Annotated in this window: 19 protein-coding genes and 1 tRNA gene; 15 read left to right on the plus strand and 5 right to left on the minus strand. The window is 41.6% G+C overall.

Annotated elements, in window-relative coordinates; all coding sequences use genetic code 11:
* Positions 1 to 22: 22 nt before the first annotated feature.
* Positions 23 to 928 (minus strand): DUF6268 family outer membrane beta-barrel protein, encoded by a 906-nt coding sequence (locus tag DW036_RS14830; protein WP_118465078.1) that lies wholly within the window; start codon positions 926 to 928, stop codon positions 23 to 25.
* Positions 929 to 1113: 185 nt separating this feature from the next.
* Here DW036_RS14830 and DW036_RS14835 point away from each other — a divergent pair, with 185 nt between their 5' ends.
* The 3 genes from DW036_RS14835 to DW036_RS14845 all read left to right on the plus strand — a co-directional run bounded on the left by DW036_RS14835 (position 1114) and on the right by DW036_RS14845 (position 4070).
* Positions 1114 to 2247 (plus strand): GyrI-like domain-containing protein, encoded by a 1134-nt coding sequence (locus DW036_RS14835; protein ID WP_118465079.1) that lies wholly within the window; start codon positions 1114 to 1116, stop codon positions 2245 to 2247.
* Positions 2248 to 2262: 15 nt separating this feature from the next.
* A complete protein-coding gene (locus DW036_RS14840; RefSeq protein ID WP_118465080.1) occupies positions 2263 to 3099 on the plus strand; it encodes a zinc finger domain-containing protein in 837 nt (278 codons plus the stop codon).
* Between the two features lie 197 nt (positions 3100 to 3296).
* Positions 3297 to 4070, plus strand: coding sequence for a class I SAM-dependent methyltransferase (locus tag DW036_RS14845; protein WP_118465081.1), 774 nt, complete (start codon positions 3297 to 3299; stop codon positions 4068 to 4070).
* Between the two features lie 73 nt (positions 4071 to 4143).
* Here DW036_RS14845 and DW036_RS14850 read toward each other — a convergent pair whose 3' ends face one another.
* Together DW036_RS14850 and DW036_RS14855 are read right to left on the minus strand one after the other, a co-directional pair.
* Complete coding sequence (locus tag DW036_RS14850) at positions 4144 to 5529, minus strand: S9 family peptidase (RefSeq protein WP_118465082.1); 1386 nt, start codon at positions 5527 to 5529, stop codon at positions 4144 to 4146.
* Positions 5530 to 5571: 42 nt separating this feature from the next.
* On the minus strand, positions 5572 to 6216 hold the full coding sequence (locus DW036_RS14855) for a hypothetical protein (protein ID WP_118465083.1): 645 nt from the start codon (positions 6214 to 6216) through the stop codon (positions 5572 to 5574).
* A 164-nt stretch (positions 6217 to 6380) separates the two neighbouring features.
* Here DW036_RS14855 and DW036_RS14860 point away from each other — a divergent pair, with 164 nt between their 5' ends.
* Positions 6381 to 7163, plus strand: coding sequence for a DUF4377 domain-containing protein (locus DW036_RS14860; RefSeq protein ID WP_118465084.1), 783 nt, complete (start codon positions 6381 to 6383; stop codon positions 7161 to 7163).
* Between the two features lie 329 nt (positions 7164 to 7492).
* Complete coding sequence (locus DW036_RS14865) at positions 7493 to 9784, plus strand: outer membrane beta-barrel family protein (RefSeq protein WP_118465085.1); 2292 nt, start codon at positions 7493 to 7495, stop codon at positions 9782 to 9784.
* A gap of 70 nt (positions 9785 to 9854) precedes the next feature.
* On the opposite strand, the gene DW036_RS14870 is transcribed toward DW036_RS14865, so the two are convergent.
* Positions 9855 to 9928, minus strand: a tRNA-Asp gene (locus DW036_RS14870).
* A 339-nt stretch (positions 9929 to 10267) separates the two neighbouring features.
* On the opposite strand from DW036_RS14870, the gene purU reads away from it, so the two are divergent.
* From purU to DW036_RS14920, 10 genes are all read left to right on the plus strand, one after another.
* Positions 10268 to 11125, plus strand: a complete 858-nt coding sequence (purU, locus tag DW036_RS14875; protein WP_118465086.1) for a formyltetrahydrofolate deformylase — start codon at positions 10268 to 10270, stop codon at positions 11123 to 11125.
* 9 nt (positions 11126 to 11134) lie between these two features.
* Positions 11135 to 11728, plus strand: a complete 594-nt coding sequence (gene hisH, locus DW036_RS14880; RefSeq protein WP_007216310.1) for an imidazole glycerol phosphate synthase subunit HisH — start codon at positions 11135 to 11137, stop codon at positions 11726 to 11728.
* 16 nt (positions 11729 to 11744) lie between these two features.
* The gene (gene hisA / locus DW036_RS14885; RefSeq protein WP_118465087.1) at positions 11745 to 12464 is read left to right on the plus strand and encodes a 1-(5-phosphoribosyl)-5-[(5-phosphoribosylamino)methylideneamino]imidazole-4-carboxamide isomerase; all 720 of its coding nucleotides are present in this window, start codon (positions 11745 to 11747) and stop codon (positions 12462 to 12464) included.
* An 83-nt stretch (positions 12465 to 12547) separates the two neighbouring features.
* The gene (gene hisF / locus DW036_RS14890) at positions 12548 to 13306 is read left to right on the plus strand and encodes an imidazole glycerol phosphate synthase subunit HisF (protein ID WP_118465088.1); all 759 of its coding nucleotides are present in this window, start codon (positions 12548 to 12550) and stop codon (positions 13304 to 13306) included.
* 56 nt (positions 13307 to 13362) lie between these two features.
* Positions 13363 to 13974 (plus strand): bifunctional phosphoribosyl-AMP cyclohydrolase/phosphoribosyl-ATP diphosphatase HisIE, encoded by a 612-nt coding sequence (gene hisIE / locus DW036_RS14895; RefSeq protein WP_118403606.1) that lies wholly within the window; start codon positions 13363 to 13365, stop codon positions 13972 to 13974.
* Between the two features lie 28 nt (positions 13975 to 14002).
* Positions 14003 to 14728 carry a cell division ATP-binding protein FtsE gene (locus DW036_RS14900; protein WP_007209750.1) on the plus strand — a complete coding sequence of 242 codons (726 nt, stop codon included), beginning with the start codon at positions 14003 to 14005 and terminating at the stop codon, positions 14726 to 14728.
* A gap of 21 nt (positions 14729 to 14749) precedes the next feature.
* On the plus strand, positions 14750 to 16069 hold the full coding sequence (locus DW036_RS14905) for an aspartate kinase (protein WP_118465089.1): 1320 nt from the start codon (positions 14750 to 14752) through the stop codon (positions 16067 to 16069).
* A 129-nt stretch (positions 16070 to 16198) separates the two neighbouring features.
* A complete protein-coding gene (gene lysA, locus DW036_RS14910; RefSeq protein ID WP_118465090.1) occupies positions 16199 to 17359 on the plus strand; it encodes a diaminopimelate decarboxylase in 1161 nt (386 codons plus the stop codon).
* A 239-nt stretch (positions 17360 to 17598) separates the two neighbouring features.
* Complete coding sequence (locus DW036_RS14915; protein WP_118465091.1) at positions 17599 to 18078, plus strand: ferritin; 480 nt, start codon at positions 17599 to 17601, stop codon at positions 18076 to 18078.
* Between the two features lie 129 nt (positions 18079 to 18207).
* Positions 18208 to 20472, plus strand: a complete 2265-nt coding sequence (locus tag DW036_RS14920; RefSeq protein WP_118465092.1) for a HAMP domain-containing sensor histidine kinase — start codon at positions 18208 to 18210, stop codon at positions 20470 to 20472.
* Positions 20473 to 20579: 107 nt separating this feature from the next.
* On the opposite strand, the gene kbl is transcribed toward DW036_RS14920, so the two are convergent.
* Positions 20580 to 21770, minus strand: coding sequence for a glycine C-acetyltransferase (gene kbl / locus DW036_RS14925; protein WP_118465093.1), 1191 nt, complete (start codon positions 21768 to 21770; stop codon positions 20580 to 20582).
* Positions 21771 to 21790: the final 20 nt, after the last annotated feature.

Consider the following 21790-nt stretch of genomic DNA (forward strand, 5'->3'; position numbering starts at 1 on the left):
AGAGAATAAATGTCTGTTTTCGTCAGAAGCCGCACCGGAAACCTGCCGTAAAACGTAAGGAGGTGCCGAAATTACAGCTCCCATCGTCTTCTTTAAAGTTTTCGATAAAGCCTTTGAAACTACGGTCTGAGATTTTTGCGCTACGTATCCAGTTGCCACCTATGCCCAGATAAATGCTCGTCTTCTTGCTTATGTAGAATGACGGACTTATATAAGATTTCATGCTTACCGTTGAATAGATTTTGGACTTTCCGTCTATGCTCATCACGGCCGACATGCCATCCATTTCGATAGCAGTGAGTTCTACCTTAAATTTCTTGTTCAGCCAGGTAGCGGCAGATATTTTTATACCGCTGGACATGTCTACTTTAAGCTCGTATTTGCCCGTGTTCCTCCAGCTGAAGTATATCATGGGTAATATCATCGGGATACCGTATGAATTGGTAAGCCCACCCCCGATTCCGAGGTCAAGATTGTTCCTTAGCTTATATACAAAGACAACGGCACCATTGGCTAATACGCTCTTTATCATTATTTCACTGGGTGAAGCATAGACTCCGGCACCTAAAGAAGCGATAATGCTCCATCTATCGGACAAGGGCCTGATGTGTGATATATTTAAACTGCTGTTCAGTATATTATCAGGGTTTAATTCTTTGGCCGGTCCTTTGTTGTTGAGAATGCCATAGGAACAATTGAGGGTTGCTGACCATGCCGTTACTTGTCCTTTTTCATTGTGTCTGACAGAGAACGGCAGAGTATACCTGCCGGATAGAATAAGTAAATCTCCCGACCCGTATTTATTGCCGGCATCATCTTTAAGGGTACTTGCCGGCATATAATCGCTGCTGATATAGCCCTGTCCGTAACTTAAGCCCGGAAGAATGACAAGCAATGGTGTCAATAGAATCTTAAAAGTAATTTTCATGTGGTTATTATAAATTGTTTCCGGCAAAGATATTACTCTGAAAGGGCAGTAGGCAAGTGCTTCCGGACAGGTTGCATAATCTGCTGGTTGAAATTCGGTATTCAGTGGACGGATTGAAAGTGGAGGATATGAAAGATACCTATTTTGGATAACTGTATTTTGGATCAGCTTCGTATCTTTGTAGCATGGAACAAATAGCAGATAAGCAATATTGCCAGAGTTGTGGGATGCCCCTCCGTTTCGATGTGGAAGAGTATTTAGGCACCAATGCCGATCACTCCTACAGTGACGAGTATTGCTACTATTGCCTGAAAGACGGGAGTTATACAGTGGATATCTCTATGAATGAGATGGTGGATATCTGGGTAAAATATACCGATAAATACAACTGGTATTCGGGAACCGACTATACTCCACAAGAATTAAGAACCTTATTGAACAAGCGTCTTCCCACCCTGAAACGCTGGCGACAGAAAGAGATGACGCAACATGTTCACTATGAAGCTATCAATTGGGTTCGGACTTATATTGACCAAAACCTCTTTCAGGAAATCGATCCAGAGCAGTTGGCTAAGATTGTCAATCTCTCATTTTTCCATTTCCGAAAGGTTTTCAGGAATGTTACCGGAGAGAATATTGGTACATATATCCAGCGTCTGCGTTTGGAATACATTGCCCATTTGCTTATAACTACCGGACAGAGCATTGAGGAAATTGGTATGCAGACCAATTATCAGACAAAGTTCAGTCTGGCAAAGGCTTTTAAAAAGCACTTTGGCATTTCCATGTCGGCTTATCGCGAAAAGTATGAGTCTGTCAATGCGAGCCAAGAACCGGATAGCATGCCCGAGGCTAAGATTATGCGTATCAATACCCTGAAAGCTGTTTGCATAGAAGTGGGTGATACTTTTCGTGATAAATATGCTTACACCACGATCTGGAAGCAATTACTGCATTATAAAGCAGTTCATTTGCAGAATGCTCCCAGTAGTCTTTTTGTGAGTATAAGTCAGGATAATCCCTTGATTACACCGATGGAACAACGGCGGTTCTATATCGGGATTCTTGTTGAAGGGAGTGCCAAGTCCGAGGGGAAATTATCGCTTCGGGAAATACCCGGAGGAATGTACGCTGTTTTCAGGTATAAAGGCAGTTATTCTGATTTACCTGAATTTTATAAGACGATTTATAATCAATGGTTTCCTTACAGTATGTATCATCAGAAACGTCCGTTGACGTTTGAGGTGTATCTCAATTCACCGGATGAAACGCCGGTTGAGGGATTGCTGACGGAGATTTATATTCCTATTGATAAATAATTAAATGATATAAGTATGTTAGAATTGCCAGAAGTACTTACACTGAGTAAGCAAGCCAATGATGTTTTAAGTGGTAAAACGATTACGCAAGTGTTCAATGCTACCAAGCCTCATAAGTTCACGTTCTATAGTGGCGATCCACTGGAGTATGGAAAGTTGCTCGTCGGAAAGACGATTCTGTCGTCTAAAGGATATGGGATGTTTGTCGATTTTTACCTGTCGGACAATGTGATAATGAATATCGGTGACGGGGTGAGCGCACGTTACTATAATCCGGGTGATAAAGTTCCTGCCAATTACCAATTGCTGCTGACTTTTGAAGATGAATCGTTTCTTGTATTTACGGTTGCCATGTATGGCTTTATCAGTGCCTATCCCGATGGGGTTATCGACAATAAATATTATACGATAAGCCGTGAAAGTATTTCCCCGCTGAGTGATGCTTATACGGAAGCGGAATTTGAGAAATTATTTGCTTCAGCCAAAAAGACATTGACGGCTAAAGCTCTGTTGGCTACCGAACAACGTATTCCGGGTGTAGGCAATGGGGTAACGCAGGATATTCTGTTCAATGCCGGGATTCACCCGAAACAGAAAGTGCTTGACTTGTCGGATGGACAGAAAGGGGTACTTTTTAAATCTCTGAAGGATACTTTAATGGCTATGACTTCCGGAAGAGGTCGTGATACCCAGACGGATCTTTATGGAAATGAGGGAGGGTATAAAACGATTCTTTCTTCCAAAACATGGAAGAATCCCTGTCCGCGCTGTAGCAGTGTGATTGTGAAAGAAGCTTATCTTGGAGGATCGGTTTACTATTGTCCTGAGTGTCAGAAAATAAGGAAAATATAATAGCAACTTAAATTATAGTTATAGCGAAAGTAACAGATATTATGCTTCTGCAACAGCTGCTTTGAAAAAAGCGGCTTTCTTTTTTCTCTTCCGATAATTTGCAGGAATAAAAAGTCTGCCTATCTTTGTGGAGGTATAAAAAAATGTTGGATGTTTAAAGTTAAGAAGGATTCGGTAAGTAAATAACTGTGGGCATCATGAGTAACGAAAATAAATCTATTCACGAATTCGATTTTAGTTTAATCTGCGAATACTTTTCAAGTGTAGAACGTCAGGGACCGGGAAGTGCTGAAACAACAATCAAGGCTCTTAGCTTTGTTGAGGGGCTTACGGATAAATCTCTGATTGCTGATCTGGGTTGTGGCACAGGTGGCCAGACGATTACGCTGGCGCAACATGCCCCGGGACAAATTACAGGCATTGATTTGTTTCCTGATTTTATCAACCAATTCAATAGTAATGCCGAGCACTTTAACCTTCAGGACAGAGTGAAAGGTATTATTGGATCAATGGATGAACTCCCGTTCCGGAATGAAGAATTAGATCTTATCTGGTCGGAAGGAGCCATCTATAATATTGGTTTTGAATACGGGTTGAATCTATGGCGTCCGTTTTTGAAGAAAGGCGGTTATATTGCTGTATCAGAGGTGTCATGGTTTACTGACGAACGTCCGGCTGAGATCGATGATTTCTGGATGGATGCTTATCCTGAAATAAATACGATTCCCAATAAGCTGGCACAGATGCAGAAGGCCGGATATATCCCTGTAGCCTGTTTCTGTATACCGGAAAATTGCTGGATCGAACATTTCTATATGCCGCAGGTTGAAGCCCAAGAGGACTTCCTACGAAAATATAAAGGTAACCAAGCTGCTGAAGAACTGATTGCCAATCAGCGCCATGAACAACAATTATACTATAAGTATAAAGACTTTTATGGTTATGCATTCTACATCGGAAAGAAAATCTAAGTAAAGAAAAAAGCCGTATCAATAAAAGAATTTCATTTATTCTGATACGGCCTTTCTTATGCGTTGCAAAACTCTAATGTTTACAATTCAGCAGAATCCATTCTGTCATATCTTTCAGGACCTCAGGACTGATGGTTTCTTCTAATTGCCCGTATTCCATAATTGTACAAGTCTTACAGGATTGGAACAAATGGTTCAAACCGGGATATTTCTTGGTGGTAACTTTCTTGTTCCCGTTAGACTTGACCCAATCTTCCACAGCTTTGAGATTCATGTCTGCATCTACCTGTATGTCTTTATCTCCATTGACAGCCAGTACCGGACATTTTATCTTCTTTAAATCTTGGGTCGGATCGTATTTCATGAAATGAAGATACCACGGGGAGAGCATTCCGTTCATCTCAACTTCTATTTGTTTGGCGATGTTTGGGTCTTGCAGTTGTACGGGTGGCAGTGTTGCAATAATGTTGGCATATAGCTCTTTCCGAATTTCCTCAGTGCTTTTGTCCTGTGCCAATATAGCATAACGGGCGCGTAATGTGGGTTTGTATAATTCCCACATGGCATCGGAGGTGCCACCTGACTTGCTAACTGTTTCTGCTTGTTTCAACATCAGGCTGTCTCCTTTTATGGTAGCGCCGGCCATTGAAACGATGTAAGCAATATCTTTGTTACGGGCACCCAATATAAAAGCCACGGTTCCGCCACAGCTATGACCGATGATTCCTATCTGTTTGGGATTAATCTCTTTTCTACCTTTCAGGTAGTTGATTGCTGCTTCTGCATCGCTGGCATAATCTTCGTTGGTGGCTTCTGCAAAAACGCCTGTTGAGCCTCCTACGCCTCTGTCGTCGCAGCGAAGTACGGCTATACCGTTACGGGTCAGGTAGTCTGCTATTACCAGGAATGGCTTATGTCCCATTATTTCCTCATCCCTGTTCTGTGCGCCACTACCGGTAACCAATACTACTGCCGGGAATTTTTTTCCCTGTTCAGGAAGCGTCAGAGTGCCGGCAAGTGTGATTCCGGCTTCTTTATTTTCAAAAGTAATGTCTTCTGCTTTATAGAGGAAAGGCGGTTGTGGTTCTTGGGGGCGTTTAGGTTTGGCTACTTCTCCTTTTTCCAGATTTAGTTTGAATCTAAGTCCTTGTGTGAAGTCTCCGTATATTTTGCCGTCTTTCTCTAGCTTTCCTTTGTAAGAGGCACGGATCTCAGGAATCTGAATCGTCAAAATCGAATCCTGAAAGAGTGTGGAGCCTGTCGGAATGCCTTTTACATTCTGATCGGGACTGTCACAAGTAGAGGTATATCCCTGCTCGGTTTGTTGCAGGTTGAAGCAAATAGTCAAGGAAGCGTTGGGGAGCGACAACTTTCCATTCCATGTTCCGGATATGTCCTGAGCATGGGTGCAGATAGGAAAGATAAATCCTAAAAGGAATAGAATGGAGTGTTTTTTCATATCCGGTGATTTAAATGGTTTTCATATAATATTTTGAGTTTCTTATTTGACATACTCATGTAGTTCTTTACAATCTACCGCCAGTTCATCCACTGCTTTCCACCCAAAGATACCGTTTTTTATTGTAACATGCAATATACATCCCATGGCTACTTGTGCATCTATGGGGACATGGAAGTAAAGGCAGTCGTCAGGATTATCCTGGTCGACAGCTTTCAGAATTCTGCATTCAGGCAATATGGTCCGATAACGAGCCAATTTATTGGGCATTAGAAAACGGATTTCTGTTACTCTGTATTCTTTGCGTACGGGAGTCCTGCTTGCCAACCAACGATTCATATTCAGTAACAGATTGATACCCATGCTGTGAAAAAGCATTCCTATAACAATGCCACAGGCGATGGTCTTCAGGTAATATCCGACTTTTGTGTATTTATCTGCCAGTAGTACACCAATAACAATGATAAGAATGGCAGTGAAAAGCATCACGAGTGCCGTGAGTGGGCGATAGCTGATACCACGAAATGCTGTTTGCTGGAGCAATGAAGTACTGGGAGTGGCCAGATAACCCACTCCGGTAAGTATTGCCACGATCACAATTACTATCAGCCAGACATATATAGTTTGCCTACGATCTTTCTTTTTTTCCCGGATTTCTCCGGTGGTTGTTATTCTTCGATATCTCATTCTGTTGACGAAGGTACGCTTTTATATCTTCATATAGCCTATCTCCTTTAAAATTCTATTCAAGCTTCTTCTGAGAAGAGAAATAAAAGGCTTTGTTTATAATAAGCTTAAAGAGATTTTGTATATCTTTGCATAATTACAAAACTAGACTTAAAGAAAACATTATGAAGACAAAACGCTTATTAGGATTATTGCTATTAATCCTGCCAATCACTGGCTTTGTTGCTTGTAGTGATGATGAACCGCAAGACAAGGTAGAAACTGTAAAAATGCTTATTTCTGACAAAACAGGTACTTATCAGCCTTGGGGAAGTGATTCTCCCATCGATTGTATGCTGGTGAAAGAAGAAAGTGAAAGCGACTACAAAACGCTGGATTTTCAAGGAATTGCTGATTTCATTTACGAAAAAGGCTATGAGTATGCTTTATGGGTTGAGAAAAGAACCTTGGTTGATCCTCCTGCTGATGGAAGTAGCATTGTCTACAAATTGATAGATGTAATATCGAAGGCAAAAGTAGAGTATGAATACACTATAAAAGTAGATGGTCCTAATCCTTTTATCCTGTCTCCCGAAGGTGGTGAATATGAAATACCTTTTACCTGTAAAGCGAAGAAATTTGCAGAGGGTAACCTGGTTGAAGATGGATATATTCCTTTAAAAGGGTTGAGATATAATATGGGTACCAATTACGGAGGGCTGACAAGAGTCGTAAAAGATGGCGATAAGGTTGGGTTTTATAAATTTGTAATAGAAGGCATTCCGCGCTTTAATATGAAAGCGGCTCCTGTATGGTATTGTGGTATTTACACTCCGGATGCAGATTTGCTTTTCGGACCTGAGCCGGAGCCTATTTATAAACAACTGTTTGAACAACCGCAGACAGAGGGTGAGGATTATTTTATGTATTCGGTAGTCTTTATGTCTACAGGCACATTTGCTGAATAAACTCTGAAATAATATTTAAAACATACCTGAACCGTGTCTGCTCCGTACCAACTCCGTACCTGGTCCGTATAAAGGTACCTTTATTGGGAGTTGATACGGAGCAGGTACGGACTTGATACGGAGTTGGTACGGACTTGGTAAGGCAGCGAGCGTATATTAATGGATACATCAAGGGTTATGAGTGAATCTTATATTTAAGAATATTAAATGTTTTTCTTCTTTATAAACCAAATATGATTTTTTCGCTTCGTCTATAAACAGAGAAATCAAAACATGAAATTTCTGTAATCCGAACTAATGGTGACATTAGTATCTGTAAATGACATAGAATGATGCGATTGAATAAAGTAATCTTATCTGTAATCAGCTATATTGTAGTAGGCAGTTTTCAAACAGCCGTTTGGGGACAAACCATTAACGGCAAGATAATAGACAGCGAACAGCGCCCCATAGAGGGAGCAACCATTGTATTGCAAACGGTAGACTCTATTTATATAGATGCGTCTATATCAAACGCTGACGGTATATTCACTTTGAATGGTCAACAAGAAAAATACCGCTTGATTATCCAACATCTTTTATTTCATACGAAGCAAGTAACCGGCAATGGAAAAAATGCCGGGACTATTCAGTTACAGCCTCAGGATTATGCCTTGGATGAAGTGGTGGTAAAGGCGGAACGCCCATTTGTGAAAGTGGAGAATGGACGTTTAGGTTATAATCTCGCTGTTTTGTCTGAAAAGCAAGTAGTGAATAATGCCTATGAAGCATTGATGAGGCTACCGGGAGTGCAAGAAAGTAAGGGGGCAATGACTCTGGTCGGTGCAGGAAATCTGACTGTAATCCTGAATGGAAAACCTACCACAATGGATGTCGGGCAGCTTGAAACTCTTTTGCGTAATACGCCGGTAAGCAGGGTGGAGAAAGTGGAAGTAATGTATAGTGCACCCCCTGAATATCATGTACGGGGAGCGGTTATCAATGTTGTTTTAAAACGCTCGAATGACTATTCTTTTCAAGGAGAAGTAAGTGCTGATTATAAGAATCAATATTTTAATAGTGGTGGCATGAAGGGGAATTTCCGTATATCGACACCCAGGATGGCTTTTGATGTGATGTATGGAGCGAATGATGTGAAGAATATGGAATATATAGACCTCGATTCCAGGCATACACTGAAAAATGAACGGTACGATATCAGTCAGAATGAGCAATTACGCAGTAAGTATTGGAATCACAATTTCAGAACTGCATTTGAATATAATTTCAATGACAATCATACAATCAATGTGATATATACAGGCAGTTATAGCCCCGATCAGCATAATAGTAGCGAAACGACAGGAAATTATCAAACCAGTAATGTAGATAAATATCTTGATACGCAGATGAATAATGTCACATTGCAGTATCATTCAGGATTTGGGCTTGAAATAGGTGGTGATTATACGCATTATAAATCCGACAATCATCAAAGCCTCTATGCTGACTATCAGGATGGCAGGCAAAGCAGTTTTTCAATGGTTGGCGGACAAAGAATAGATCGCTATTCTATTTATGCAGATCAAAAGCATCCATTATCTAAAGGGTGGAGTTTAGGATATGGGGTATCCTATCGGTTTGCAAAAGATCGTGATTTTCAAACTTATGATAAGGTAGTGGGGGATATTCATACTCAGAATATGTATTCCGATCTGAAAGAGCAGACTACTAATTTTTATGTGTCACTCAGTAAAAACTACGAGACAGGAGTTTCGTTCTCAGTATCGGCTACGGGAGAATATTATACTATTGGCAATTATCATAAATGGGCGGTTTATCCACAGGCATCGCTGACTTACTTTAAAACGCCAAAGCATACATTCCAATTCTCCTTATCTACAGATAAGACGTATCCGAGCTATTGGGATATGCAATCGTCTGTTAGTTATCTCAACGGGTACACTGAACTGTGGGGAACGCCGGGATTGAAACCTATGACTAATTACAATCTGAACGGGAGTTATATCTTGAAGCAAAAATATATTTTTAACCTGTTCTTTATGCATACTCCAGATTACTTTATACAAACTCCTTATCAATCTACCGACAGACTGGTGCTAATTTATAAAAATACAAACTGGAACTATATGCAGTTGTGGGGAGCAAATATCATATTACCTTTCAAAACAGGAAATTGGTTGGATTCTCGATTGACTGTAGCCGGTATGCAGATGAGGCAACGTTGTGATGATTTCTTTGATATACCTTTCAATCGAAAAAAGTGGATGTTCAGTGCTATGCTGGATAATACTTTTAAAGTGAATAAAAATCTGGCTTTTGAATTGATGGGGAATGTGCAAACGCCGGTTATACAAGGAACATTCGATATTGAATCTATCTTTAATCTTACTGCCGGACTGAAATGGAGTTTTGCAAACGACAGGATGAGCCTTTCCACTCGTTGTAATGATATTCTTAATACAGGGATGCCTAAGACTAAAGTTCGTTTCAAGGGACAAGACTTAGATATGAACAGTGCTTTCTATTCGCGGGCTTTTACTCTGAATTTCATTTATCGCTTTGGAGGGTATAAGAAAAAGAATCTGAAAGAAGTGGATACATCGAGGTTTGGAATGTAATTGCTATTAGACGGAGTCATCCGGTATACTGAAAAAAAACTCTGAAATCATTCGATTTCAGAGTTTTAAGCGGTGCGTACGGGACTCGAACCCGTGACCCCATGCGTGACAGGCATGTATTCTAACCAACTGAACTAACGCACCATAATTTCATTTCTTTAATTGCTTTCTCTCTCGATTGCGGTTGCAAAGGTAGGCATTTCTTTGAAACCTGCAATAGCTATGATGAAATTTTTTTGCTTGATTTTATCACTTTTCCTTTTATATCCTCATTTTGAGAACATTGGAATATGAAAAAAAATAAGTTCTTGCAGAGCTTTTTGTGAAAGGGGATTGGGATGGTTTTGTAATGAAAACGAAGCTTTCTGTTGCTTGATTTAAACTTCTTGCTCGAAAACTTCGTTATTTTACAATAAATCGTTATTTTTGCAAACTCAAATCGAGAAAATTGTAATTTGAAAACGATAAAAACGATAATTTAGGATGATGAAAACGGCCAAACTGTTACTTCACTGTCCCGACAAACCGGGAATTCTGGCAGAAGTGACAGACTTTATAACGGTAAACAAGGGAAATATTATCTATCTGGACCAATATGTCGATCATGTGGAGAATATCTTTTTCATGCGTATCGAGTGGGAATTGAAGAACTTCCTGATACCGCAAGAGAAAATTGAAGATTATTTTGCTACGCTGTACGCACAGAAATATGAAATGTTTTTCCGTCTCTATTTCTCGGATACGAAACCACGCATGGCAATATTTGTGTCTAAGATGTCACATTGCCTGTTCGATTTACTGGCACGCTATACGGCAGGAGAGTGGAACGTCGAGATTCCTCTTATTATAAGCAACCATCCCGACTTGCAACATGTAGCCGAACGTTTCGGAATACCTTTCTATTTGTTCCCTATTACAAAGGAGACTAAAGAAGAACAGGAGAAAAAAGAAATGGAATTGCTGGCAAAGCATAAGGTGAACTTTATTGTACTGGCGCGTTATATGCAGGTGATTTCAGAACGGATGATTGATGCCTATCCTAATAGGATTATCAATATTCATCATTCTTTCCTTCCTGCATTTGTGGGAGCAAAACCTTATCATGCAGCATTTGAGCGTGGTGTGAAGATCATTGGTGCTACCAGTCATTATGTAACAACGGAACTGGATGCAGGGCCGATCATTGAACAAGATGTGGTTCGTATCACTCATAAGGATGCTGTAGAGGATCTTGTAAATAAGGGGAAAGACCTGGAAAAGATTGTTCTCTCGCGTGCCGTGCAGAAGCATATTGAGCGCAAGGTACTGGCATATAAGAATAAAACAGTGATATTTAGTTAAGGTATATTCATGAAAGTAGCGATTATCAAATATAATGCAGGCAATATCTATTCGGTGGATTATGCGCTGAAGCGTTTGGGCGTGGAAGCTGTGGTAACGGCGGATAAAGATGAATTGCGTGCGGCGGACAAAGTGATCTTTCCAGGTGTGGGCGAGGCGGAAACAACCATGAAGTTTCTGCGTGCCAGTGGTATGGATGCATTGATAAAGGAGCTTAGACAGCCTCTTCTAGGGATATGTCTGGGTATGCAAGTGATGTGCCGCCATTCTGAAGAAGGAGGAGATGTGGACTGTCTGGGTATTTTTGATACGGAAGTGAAGCGTTTCGTTCCACAGAAGCATGAGGATAAAGTGCCTCACATGGGTTGGAATACGCTCACAGAGACGAACAGTGGCTTATTCAAAGGCTTTACAAAAGAAGAGTTTGTCTATTTTGTGCATAGCTTCTATGTTCCCGTCAATGAATATACGGCTGCTGTGACGGACTATATACAACCGTTTAGCGCTGCCTTGCATAAGGATAATTATTACGCTACCCAATTCCATCCGGAGAAAAGTGGAGGTGTGGGAGAGCGTATCTTGCGCAATTTTTTAGAATTATAATTAAGTAGATGAATATATGATAGAGCTTATTCCTGCAATAGATATTATCGACGGAAAGTGTGTACGCCTTTCGCAAGGTGACTATGACAGTAAGAAGGTATATAACGAAAATCCGGTAGAAGTGGCCAAAGAAATGGAGGCACACGGTATTCGCCGGCTTCATGTGGTAGACCTGGACGGAGCGGCTTCTCATCATGTAGTCAATTATAATGTTTTGAATAGAATCACCTCACAGACTTCCCTGATCGTTGATTTCGGTGGTGGTGTGAAAAGTGATGAAGACTTGAAGATAGCTTTTGAGAATGGGGCGCAGATGGTTACAGGCGGCAGTATTGCGGTGAAAAATCCTGAGTTGTTCTGCCATTGGCTGGAAGTTTACGGCAGTGAGAAGATAATTCTTGGTGCGGATGTGAAAGACCGGAAGATAGCTGTGAATGGCTGGAAGGACGAAAGTGCTTGTAAATTGTTCCCTTTTCTGAAAGAATATGTAGAGAAAGGTATTCAGAAAGTAATTTGCACGGATATTAGTTGTGACGGTATGTTGCAAGGGCCTTCTATTGAACTGTACAAGGAAATGCTGGAACAACATCCTGACCTTTACCTGATAGCAAGTGGGGGGGTCAGCAGTATGGAAGATATACGTGCATTGGAAGCGGCTGGAGTACCGGCTGTAATTTTTGGTAAGGCTCTGTATGAAGGGCATATTACTCTGAAGGAAATTGAAAGAATGATGTAGGATTATTGACAAATCATTCTCAATTGAGTTAGATTTAGATTATATATATCCTCATGAATATAAATCGTTAAAACAAAACAGAGGTGTTAGCGAAAAGAATTATTCCCTGTCTCGATATCAAAGACGGACAAACAGTGAAAGGAACCAATTTCGTCAATTTGCGTCAAGCGGGCGATCCGGTGGAACTGGCACGCGCGTATAGTGAGCAAGGTGCTGATGAGTTGGTTTTTCTGGATATAACAGCCAGTTTTGAAGGTCGCAAGACATTTGCAGAGTTGGTAAAGCGCATTGCTGCCAATATCAGTATTCCGTTTACGGTAGGTGGCGGTATCAACGAATTGAGTGATGTAGACCGTCTGCTGAATGCTGGTGCAGATAAGATTTCTATCAATTCTTCTGCAATTCGCTGTCCCGAACTGATTGATGAAATAGCTAAGAACTTCGGTTCACAGGTATGTGTGCTGGCGGTAGATGCCAAACAGACCGAAAAAGGCTGGTGGTGCTATCTGAATGGAGGCCGTGTAGAAACAGATAAGGAGCTGTTTACCTGGACCAAAGAAGCTCAGGAACGTGGTGCCGGAGAAATACTTTTCACCAGCATGAATCATGATGGCGTAAAGACCGGATATGCCAATGAAGCACTTGCTGAAATGTCTGATAACCTCTCTATTCCGGTGATTGCATCGGGCGGAGCAGGAACAAAAGAGCATTTTCGTGATGTGTTTTTGCAAGGAAAAGCAGATGCAGCGTTGGCAGCCAGTGTTTTTCATTTCGGAGAAATTAAAATTCCCGATTTAAAATCTTATCTTTGCGCCCAAGGAATCTCGATGCGAACGGTGTAAGGGATGATAAGATGCTTATACCGCATTGTAATTCGTAAATTGTAATTCGTAATTATATAAAAATGGATTTTGATAAGATGAACGGACTTGTTCCGGCAATCATACAAGACGCAGACACCGCTAAGGTGTTAATGTTGGGCTTCATGAATAAAGAAGCTTACGACAAAACGGTAGAAACCGGTAAAGTGACTTTCTTCAGCCGCACCAAGAACCGTCTTTGGACGAAAGGTGAGGAGAGTGGTAATTTCCTGAATGTCGTTTCTATCAAGGAAGACTGTGATCAGGATACATTGCTGATTCAGGTACACCCTGTGGGACCAGTTTGCCATACAGGTACGGATACATGTTGGGGCGAGAAAAATGAACAGCCTGTAATGTTCCTGAAGCATCTTCAGGATTTTATAACTAAGCGTCACGAGGAGATGCCGGAAGGTTCTTACACAACCAGTCTGTTTGAGTCAGGTGTGAATAAAATGGCACAGAAAGTGGGTGAAGAAGCTGTAGAAACAGTGATCGAAGCTTGCAACGGAACTGATGAACGGTTGATTTATGAAGGAGCCGATTTGATATACCACCTCATCGTGCTGCTGACATCCAAAGGATACAGTTTGGAAGATTTGGCACGCGAATTGCAGGAACGCCATAGCGCTTCGTGGAAGAAACACTAAATAATTAAAAATTAATAATTAAACGGGAATGGCTGAACCGCTGATACGATATAAAGATGTGGAAGTACACCAACAGGACTTGTGCGTGCTGAATGAGGTAAACCTCGAGCTGCAGAAGGGAGAGTTTGTGTATCTGATCGGTAAGGTCGGTTCGGGTAAGACCAGTTTGCTAAAGACTCTCTACGGAGAACTGGATATTACTGCCGGCGAAGCAATGGTGCTGGGTTATGATATGAGTCGTATTAAGCGCAAGCATATTCCACAGTTGCGTCGTAAGTTGGGCATCGTGTTTCAGGATTTCCAACTGTTGACGGACCGTACGGTGAACGATAATCTTGCTTTTGTATTGAAGGCTACGGGCTGGAAAAACAAATCGGAAATAAAAGATCGTATTGCTGAAGTGCTGATGCAGGTAGGAATGGGTAATAAAGGATATAAGTTCCCTAACGAACTTTCGGGAGGCGAACAGCAACGCATCGTTATTGCCCGTGCTATGCTCAACTCTCCGGAGATTATCTTGGCGGATGAACCGACCGGTAATCTGGATGCGGAAACAGGACGTGCCATTGTAGGACTATTACATAACATCAGCCGCACGGGTGGCTCACTGGTATTGATGACTACGCATAACCTTCATCTGCTTCACGAGTTTCCGGGACAGGTATATCGCTGTGCTGGTCATCAGATAACAGACGTAACGTCCGAGTATTCGGGTATGATGCCGACTGTAGAAGAAACAAATAATAATATATAATCATTTAATACAGGAACGAAAATGAAAGTTTTAAAGTTTGGAGGTACTTCCGTAGGTTCTGCACCGCGGATAAAGGAAGTAGCCAAATTGATCACTGATGGTGAACAGAAGATAGTTGTACTCTCGGCTATGTCGGGAACAACTAATACATTGGTGGAAATTTCGGACTATCTGTACAAGAAAAATCCGGAGGGTGCCAACGAAATCATTAACAAGCTGGAGGCTAAATATAAACAGCATGTGAATGAGTTGTATTCCACTCCCGAGTATAAACAGAAAGGTCAGGAACTGATTAAATCTCATTTTGACTACATCCGTTCTTATACCAAAGACCTTTTCACGCTGTTTGAGGAGAAAGTGGTTCTGGCACAGGGAGAACTGATCTCTACCGCCATGATGAACTATTACCTGCAAGAGTGTGGCGTGAAGTCTATTTTGCTTCCGGCTTTGGAATATATGCGTACCGATAAGAATGCGGAGCCCGATCCTGTATATATTAAGGAGAAACTTCAGATGCAGTTGGAATTGCATCCCGGTGCTGAGATTTACATCACACAAGGATATATTTGCCGCAACGCTTACGGAGAAATAGATAATCTGCAACGTGGAGGAAGCGATTATACTGCTTCTCTGATCGGTGCAGCTATCAATGCTTCCGAAATTCAGATATGGACCGATATTGATGGTATGCACAATAATGACCCGCGTATTGTTGACAAGACTGCTCCTGTGCGTCATCTTCATTTTGAAGAAGCTGCTGAGTTGGCTTATTTTGGTGCGAAGATTCTTCACCCCACTTGTATACAGCCCGCCAAGTATGCCAACATACCGGTGCGTCTGCTGAATACGATGGACCCGACTGCTCCCGGTACTATGATTTCCAATGATACCGAGAAGGGCAAAATCAAGGCAGTTGCAGCAAAAGATAACATTACGGCTATCAAGATTAAATCCAGCCGCATGTTGCTTGCTCACGGTTTCTTGCGCAAGGTCTTTGAAATTTTCGAAAGCTATCAGACTTCTATCGATATGATTTGTACTTCTGAGGTAGGAGTATCTGTATCTATAGATAATACGAAGCATCTCAACGAGATTCTGGATGACCTGAAAAAGTACGGAACTGTAACGGTGGATAAGGATATGTGTATCGTTTGCGTGGTAGGTGATTTGGAGTGGGAAAATGTAGGTTTTGAAGCGAAAGCATTGGATGCCATGCGCGACATACCGGTACGAATGATTTCATTTGGTGGCAGTAACTACAACATTTCTTTCCTTATCCGTGAGTGCGATAAGAATCAGGCATTACGATCGCTTAGTGATGCACTGTTCAACGAAGAATAAGAGAAATAAGAAAGTACAGATATAATATGATATGGAACGCAAATTACACAAATTGCACAATTCCCTGATAAAGGCTCTTGTGTGATTCGCGTAATTTGCGTTCCTTTCTTTATAAACAAAGTTTGAAGTATGAAAGGAACATTTCCTATTGATAAATTCCGTGAGTTGCGTACCCCCTTTTATTATTATGATACGAAGGTGTTGCGCGACACTCTTTCTTGTGTACGTGCAGAAGCCGCCAAGTATGGCAATTTTGAGGTACATTATGCTGTGAAAGCAAATGCTAATCCGAAGGTGCTTTCTATTATCCGTGAGAACGGACTGGGTGCCGATTGTGTGAGTGGAGGAGAAGTGCGTGCTGCTGTTAAGGCAGGTTTTCCTACAAATAAGATTGTTTTTGCCGGAGTGGGCAAGTCTGATTGGGAAATAAACCAAAGTCTGGACTATAATATTTTCTGTTTTAACGTAGAGTCCATTCCCGAACTGGAGATTATCAATGAACTGGCTGCGGCTAAAGGTAAAGTGGCTAATGTCGCTTTTCGCATCAATCCGAATGTGGGGGCTCATACTCATGCCAATATCACTACCGGACTGGCGGAAAACAAGTTTGGCATTAGCATGCAAGACATGGATCATGTGATAGAAGTGGCTTTGGAGATGAAGAATGTGAAGTTTATCGGACTGCATTTCCACATTGGTTCGCAGATATTGGATATGGGTGATTTCGTTGCCCTGTGCAATCGTGTGAATGAATTGCAGGACAAGCTGGAAGCTCGTCGCATCCGCATCGAGCATATCAATGTAGGCGGTGGACTGGGTATTGATTATAAGCATCCCAACCGTCAGGCAATACCTGATTTTAAGGATTACTTCTCTACTTATGCCGAGCATCTGAAACTTCGTTCTTATCAAACACTCCATTTTGAATTGGGGCGTGCCATAACGGGGCAGTGCGGTTCACTTATTTCACAGGTGCTTTATGTAAAGCAGGGAGCAAATAAGAAGTTTGCCATCCTTGATGCTGGTATGACGGATTTGATTCGTCCTGCATTGTACCAGGCTTATCATAAGATAGAGAATATTACTTCCGAGGATACAGTTGAGGCGTATGATGTGGTAGGGCCTATCTGTGAATCGTCGGATGTTTTCGGAAAAGCTGTTGATTTGAATAGAGTGAAGCGCGGAGATCTGATAGCGTTGCGTTCTGCCGGTGCTTATGGTGAGATAATGGCTTCGAGCTATAACTGTCGTGAGTTGCCACAGGGGTATACTTCGGACGAACTGGTGTAAAATTACCAATATATACACGAAGCGTACAAGCCTCCTAATAATAGGTTTGTGCGCTTTCTTTTTTGAATAATAGAGTTGAAGTGTGGATTAATGAGCGTTCATATATCGATGTTGTAGCAATTCTGCAGGGAGTAGCTCCTCGATCTGATATCTTTTATATAAAAAATGTTATCAAATGAACAATGTCTGTGTATCATTGTTACTTTTGTAATGATTTCAATTTAACTAAAAATACGATTATGATTACTGAAAAATTACAAAATGCAATTAACGAGCAGATTACAGCTGAAATGTGGTCGGCTAACATGTATTTAGCTATGTCTTTCTATATGGAGAAAGAAGGATATTGTGGTATGGCACATTGGTTGAAAAAACAGTGGGCAGAAGAGAACGAACATGCCTGTGCATTGGCCGATTACGTAATTAAACGTGGCGGTAAGGCCAAAGTTGATAAGCTGGATGTAGTTCCCAACGATTTCGGTACTCCGCTGGAAGTCTTTGAACAGGTGTACAAACACGAATGCCGTGTATCTGAAATGATTGACAAATTGGTGGATGTGGCTGCTGCCGAAAAAGATAAAGCAACGCAGGACTTCCTTTGGGGATTTGTACGCGAACAGGTAGAAGAAGAGGCTACTGCTTCAGGTATCGTTGATATGATTAAGAGAGCTGGTGCAACTGGTGTCTTCTTTGTAGATGTGAAATTGGGCGAACGTTAATAATCTTTTGATATAGAATTGCTAAGTAGGGAAGCTGTCTGATTTTTTTAGACAGCTTCTTTTTTGTTTTCTTGGGATTATTAATGATTTATCCTACCTTTGCTCCACCGTAAATTAGGGTATTGAATAATGAAAAACGCCCTCCTGTGTATATATGTATTAATTCTTCCGTTTTTTTTCGTTTTGAGTAGTTGCTCGGATTGGGAAGAAAGGCGGATTCTGATCGTACATTCCTATGAGGAAAGCTATATCGGCTATCCTGATTTTAATCGATTTATAGATAAAGAGTTCAGAAGAAATGGGGTGGATGCGGATATTCGCATTGTATATCTGGACTGTGAAGCCTATCAAGAAGAACCGGAACTGAAGCGTATGCATCAATTACTCGATTCGGTTTCTGAGGGGTGGAAGCCTGAAATTATTTTGGTGAATGATGATCAGGCTGCTTATTCACTATTTAAGTGCAGTCATCCTTTAGTGAAGGAGGTTCCTATTGTTTTTGGTGGAGTGAATTATCCGAACTGGGAATTACTAAAAGAGTATCCCAACGCAACGGGCTTTCATGACCGAATGGATATTATGAGAAATATACGTCTGGGAGCAAAACTGTTTGGTGAAGAAGTGGAACTGTTTACGGTGCTAGACTCTACGTATATTGACCGACAGATACGTGAAGAAATAAAGGAGCAGTTGAAAGATGAGAAGGTGACTTGCCTGGTGGGCTACACGGGATTGCCTCGTGAAAAACAATTACAGTATCCCAGAAAGCCTGGGTATGCACGTTTTTCCAGTTTGTCGGTACGGATTGGGAAAAGGCAGGAGACTGCCAATTTTATCTGGACATTGAGTAAATATTCTACAGGAATGTGTTACCTCCAGATGAAGCGTGACTATACGACTGTCAATATCGGGAATATTTGTGCGAGTCCCAGCCTGACAGCTATCAATGAGGCATTCGGATATAATGAAAAATTGCTTGGCGGATATATAACGACATTTCCGATTCTGGCGGAAGAGGAGGTGAGCGCAGCTGTACGTATTTTGCATGGCGAAAAGCCTTCGGATATACCTATTAGGGAGAGCCGAAAGAAATATGTGATAGATTGGAATGTGATGCAGCAGCGAGGTATTTCCAAAGAAAGGATTCCGGAGGAATGTACTATTATAAATATTCCTTTCCGTGAGAAATATCCGGTATTATGGGGAACAGGAGTTTTGGTGATTATTATTTCACTTTCCACACTGTTTGTTTGGCTTTTTTTCCTTTATCGTCGTGAACAAGGCAGAAAGAAGCGTGCCCTTTATGAATTGGAAAATGAGAAAGAAACATTAGCCTTAGCTATTGAGGGCAGTGATACATTTGCATGGAGGCTGGAAAATGATCACTTTATCTTTGAAAAAGATTTTTGGAAATCGCAGAATATGATATCCAAATCGTTTAGTTTTGAAGATTTGCTATCATGTATGCATCCGGACCATTGGGAGGAGGTAAAGAGGTATTGGAGGAATATTTCTAAGGCAGGTAAGGTCATCTCTCAGGTGCGTTGTGATTTCAATGGAAAAGGATATCAGTGGTGGGAATTTCGTTATAAGACCATTATATTGCCGGGAGGAGGATATAAAGCTGCCGGATTATTGTTGAATATACAAGCGATTAAAGATCGTGAACAAGAGTTGGAAGAAGCGCGACTACTGGCTGAAAAGGCTGAGCTGAAGCAATCTTTCTTGGCAAATATGAGTCACGAGATACGTACACCGTTGAATGCAATTGTGGGATTCTCTAATATATTGGCGCTTGATGATGAACTGAATCCGGAGGAACGACTGGAGTATATCGGTAGTATAAATAAGAATAGTGATTTATTGCTGAAGTTGATTAATGATATTCTGGAATTGTCACGTATTGAGTCCGGGTATATGTCGTTTGAATATGAGAAGTGTCTTGTTTCGGATTTGGTCGACAGTATTTATACTACTCATCAAATGCTAATCCCTGAACAACTGGAATTTATCAAAGAATTGAATGCTGTACAAGTGGAAGTAATGGTTGATAAGGGACGTTTGACACAGGTGCTAACTAATTTCCTGAATAATGCTTCCAAGTTTACTAAGGTAGGGTATATTAAGCTGGGATATTGTTATCTTTCTGATGAGGATAAGGTTGCCATTTATGTGGAAGATACCGGAAGGGGAATTGCACATTCGGAACAGAAGATGATCTTCAGTCGCTTCTATAAACAGGATGAATTTTCACAGGGAGCCGGCTTGGGGCTTTCCATTTGCCAGGTGATTGTAGAGAAATTGCAAGGAAGAATCGAACTGTGGTCGGAGTTGGGAAAGGGAAGCAGGTTTACGGTGGTATTGCCGGTGATAAAAGCTACAAGCTACAAGTGACGAGTTGCAAGGTCTTCCGGTATGGTAGTCTGGCAAATAATTATTCGCTCACGAATACAGCGCAGCAACTTGTAACTTGTCACTTGTAGCTCGTAGCTTATCGCGCTTTAGCGCGATAATACTCCAAGTTCTTTTCCTACCTTAATAAATGCTTCTATACATTTATCCAGATGTTCTTTTTCATGTCCGGCAGAAATTTGTACGCGGATACGTGCCTGGTCTTTCGGAACTACAGGGTAATAGAATCCGGTGACGTAAATACCTTCTTCCTGCATACGGGCAGCGTAAATCTGAGAAAGTTTGGCATCGTACAACATGACGGCACAGATAGCACTTTGGGTCGGTTTGATGTCGAACCCGGCAGCAGTCATCTTTTCACGGAAGTAATTTACATTTTCTACCAACTTATCATGCAGGGCATTGCTTTCTTTCAGCATCTTGAAGACTTCGATGCTTGCGCCGATTACGGCCGGAGCTACAGAGTTGGAGAACAGGTATGGGCGACTGCGTTGACGTAACAGGTCGATAATTTCTTTCGGTCCTGTGGTGAATCCGCCCATGGCACCGCCGAATGCCTTACCCAATGTGCCGGTATAAATATCTACACGACCGTAAGTCTTGTACAATTCACTTACGCCATGTCCTGTGGGTCCTACTACGCCTGCGGAATGGGATTCGTCTACCATGACCAGGGCATTATATTTTTCTGCCAGGTCACAGATCTTGTCCATCGGAGCTACATTGCCGTCCATGGAGAATACACCATCTGTTACAACAATGCGGAAACGTTGGGCCTGTGCTTCCTGCAAACATTTCTCCAGTTCGCTCATGTCAGCATTGGCATAGCGGTAGCGTTTGGCCTTGCACAAACGCACGCCGTCGATGATAGAGGCATGGTTCAGTGAATCGGAGATGATAGCATCTTCCTCAGTGAAAAGGGGTTCGAATACTCCGCCATTGGCATCGAAGCAGGCAGCATAGAGAATGGTATCTTCTGTCTTGAAATAGTCGGAGATAGCAGCTTCCAGTTCTTTGTGAATGTCTTGTGTTCCACAGATGAAGCGTACGGAAGACATGCCGTAGCCACGGTGATCCATCATCCTTTGGGCAGCGGCAATCAGTCGCGGATGGTTGGACAAACCCAGGTAATTGTTGGCGCAGAAATTCAGCACTTCCTTCCCTTTTACGGTGATGGCGGCTTGTTGCGCACTCTCGATCAGGCGTTCTTCTTTATAGAGTCCGGCCTCTTTAATTTCAGCAAGTGTGTTGCTGAGGTGTTCTTTCATTTTCCCGTACATAGCTTTATAAATTAAAAGTT

Origin of the sequence: Bacteroides sp. AF39-11AC (genome assembly GCF_003474285.1) — a bacterium.
Classification (GTDB): Bacteria; Bacteroidota; Bacteroidia; order Bacteroidales; family Bacteroidaceae; genus Bacteroides.